Source organism: Synechococcus sp. H55.11, assembly GCF_047462475.1.
GTDB lineage: Bacteria > Cyanobacteriota > Cyanobacteriia > Thermostichales > Thermostichaceae > Thermostichus.
In genome coordinates, this window is sequence record NZ_JANSJI010000057.1 from 1 (window position 1) to 2,895 (window position 2,895).

General features: G+C 59.2%; 2 protein-coding genes. Both read right to left on the reverse strand.

What is annotated here, in order from left to right:
* Positions 1-149 precede the first annotated feature (149 nt).
* Complete coding sequence (gene gyrB / locus NW853_RS02465) at positions 150-2,078, reverse strand: DNA topoisomerase (ATP-hydrolyzing) subunit B (RefSeq protein ID WP_414347592.1); 1,929 nt, start codon at positions 2,076-2,078, stop codon at positions 150-152.
* Positions 2,079-2,280: 202 nt separating this feature from the next.
* Positions 2,281-2,832, reverse strand: coding sequence for a ribosome maturation factor RimM (gene rimM, locus NW853_RS02470; protein ID WP_414347594.1), 552 nt, complete (start codon positions 2,830-2,832; stop codon positions 2,281-2,283).
* Positions 2,833-2,895: the final 63 nt, after the last annotated feature.

The window sequence follows — 2,895 nt, forward strand, 5'->3', positions numbered from 1 at the left end:
TCCCTCAGGGAGAGGGGTCGGGGGTGGTCGCGTGAGCGGCGCGGAGCGCTTGGGCCGGCGGCAAAGTGTCTTAATCCTGTTGGAAACGACTGTAACTGCCGACAGTGGAGAGCGACCCTCCTCCAGAGGGCAAAGCTTCCCGCCATCGGCTAGATATCCAGAGCCGCCAGATCCAGATGGGCACTGTGAGCCTCAATAAACTCCCGTCGGGGGCCGACAGCATCTCCCATCAAGATGGTGAAAATGCGATCCGCCTCCACCGCATCTTCAATGGTGATCTGTTTGAGGGTGCGCGTTGCCGGGTTCATGGTGGTCTCCCAAAGTTGTTCGGGCATCATTTCCCCCAGACCCTTGAACCGTTGGATAGTGTACTTGGCGTTGGCCGGCAATCCCCGCACGATCTGATCCTTCTCGGCGTCGCTGTAGCAATAGCGAACATTATTGCGGCCCCACTCGATTTTGTAGAGCGGCGGACAGGCGATATAGACATAGCCCTGTTCCAGAAGGGCCTTTTGATAGCGGTAGAAAAAGGTCAACAACAGGGTGCGAATGTGGCTGCCGTCCACGTCGGCATCGGTCATGAGGATGATGCGGTGGTAGCGCAGTTGGCTGGGATCAAATTCATCGCCTTTAACCCCCAACCCCAGCGCCGTGATCATCGCCTGAATCTCGGCATTTTTGTAGATCTTGGCGGGATCTGCCTTTTCGATGTTGAGGATCTTGCCGCGCAAAGGCAGTACCGCCTGAAACTGCCGATCCCGACCTTGTTTGGCGCTGCCCCCCGCCGAGTCGCCTTCCACCAAATACACCTCGGATTCGGCCGGGTCACGGCAACTGCAATCGGCCAACTTCCCCGGCAGCGTGGAAGATTCCAGGGCGGATTTGCGCCGCACCAATTCCCTGGCCCGCCGGGCTGCTTCGGCAGCGTTGAAGGACTGGATGGCTTTATCGACGATCCCCCTGGCCACGTTGGGGTTGAACTCCAGATACTCCGCCAGCGCCTCGGAGACGAGGGTCTGGACAATGCCCCGCACCTCCGTGTTGCCCAACTTGGTTTTGGTCTGCCCCTCAAACTCGGGGTTGGGTACTTTGACCGAGACGATAGCCGTCAGCCCCTCCCGCACGTTTTCTCCGGCCAGGTTGCTGTCAGAATCTTTGAGTTTGTTGAGCTTGCGGGCTTGGCTGTTGATGGTGAGGGTAAGAGAGGCTTTCAGGCCCTCCAAGTGGGTGCCCCCCTCGGTGGTGCGGATGTTGTTGGCAAAGCCGATCAACGTGTCGGTATAGACATCCGAGCACCACTGCAGCGCCACTTCCACCTCGACGCCATCCCGCTCCCCCCGTATGTAGATGATGTCGGAGTGAATGGGGGTTTTTTCGTGGTTGATGAAGGCTACATATTCCTTGATGCCGCCCGCATACTGATAGGTTTCGCGGTGCGGTGGATCCCGCCGCAGGTCGGTGAAGGTAATTTTCAGGCCAGCGTTGAGGTAGGCCAACTCGCGAAAGCGGGCCGCCAACAGAGCATAGTCGAACTCTCGCTCGGGAAAGATCAGCCCATCCGGCTTGAAGCGCACCTCTGTACCTCGCCGGTTGGATCCCTGGGGTTGCGGCTCGGATTGCAAGGGTCCCACCACCGCCCCGCGCTCAAACCGCTGAAAGTGAACCTTGCCCTCCCGCCAAACCGTCACCTCCACCCATTCGGAGAGGGCATTTACCACCGACACCCCTACCCCGTGCAGCCCGCCGGAGACCTTATAACCGCCGCCGCCGAACTTGCCCCCCGCGTGCAACACCGTCAGCACCGTCACCAGGGCCGACTGCCCGGTTTTGGGATGAATATCCACCGGAATGCCGCGGCCATTGTCCAAAACAGACACCGAGCCATCGGGGTAGAGGGTAATCTGAATATCGTCGCAATAGCCGGCCAAAGCCTCATCGACGGAGTTGTCCACCACCTCGTACACCAAATGGTGCAACCCCTTGGGCCCGGTGGAACCAATGTACATGCCAGGCCGCTTGCGCACAGCCTCCAAGCCTTCCAAAACTTGGATCTGCTCTGCACCGTAGTTTTCCGTCATTCGCAACTCCAATCCTGAAGAAGACCCCCAGCCAAGATCCACAGAAACCCAGAAAATTGACCTTAAAGGCCAGGAGTGAGTCTAGTATCCCAAAAAACTGCCCCTATGGTAGCACAAAAGGCTAGAATAGCCACACAGACGCTTCTGGGGGCCGAGTTCAGGAGGGGATGCAGGTAGAGAAATCAGTCTATCTCTCCAGACCCTAACCAAGAAAGCTCTCCACCAACCCCGGCGGCGGCTGTACCTGAAGCGTGCCTTTTTCCAAATCCACAACGGGCACCAGGGCTTTTACAAAAGGGATCAACACCTGTCGGCGGTCAGGGGTTGTTATCTCCAGCACATCCTGGCCGGCGGCCAAAATCCCCGAAACCTGTCCCAGCAGCTCTCCTTGGTGATAGACGGCCAAGCCGATGAGATCGCGGTAGTGGTACTCCTCCGGCTGGAGGGGCAAGCGGTGGGAAGCCGGCACCAGCACCTTGGCTCCCACCCAAACCTCTGCCGCCGTTCGATCGGGGATCCCTTCCAGTCGCACCAAGTAAAGGCCCTTAGCCGGGAAAAATTGCCCCTCGATCAAAGGATGTAGTAGGGGCTCCGGATCCGCATCCCGCTGCAGCCAACGGGGCCCCGGCTGGGTGAGTCGCTCCGGGAAATCTGACCAGCACTTGACCCGCAGCCAGCCCCGCAGGCCGTGGGCCGCCACCACCTGCCCCACCAGCAGCCAAGCAGGAGCTCCTTCCTGGGCTGAAGCCATCATGGTTTAGTCGAGCCGAGGAAGATCCACCTCAGTTGGGAAAGCAGCGGAGGTGCGCAACGGTTG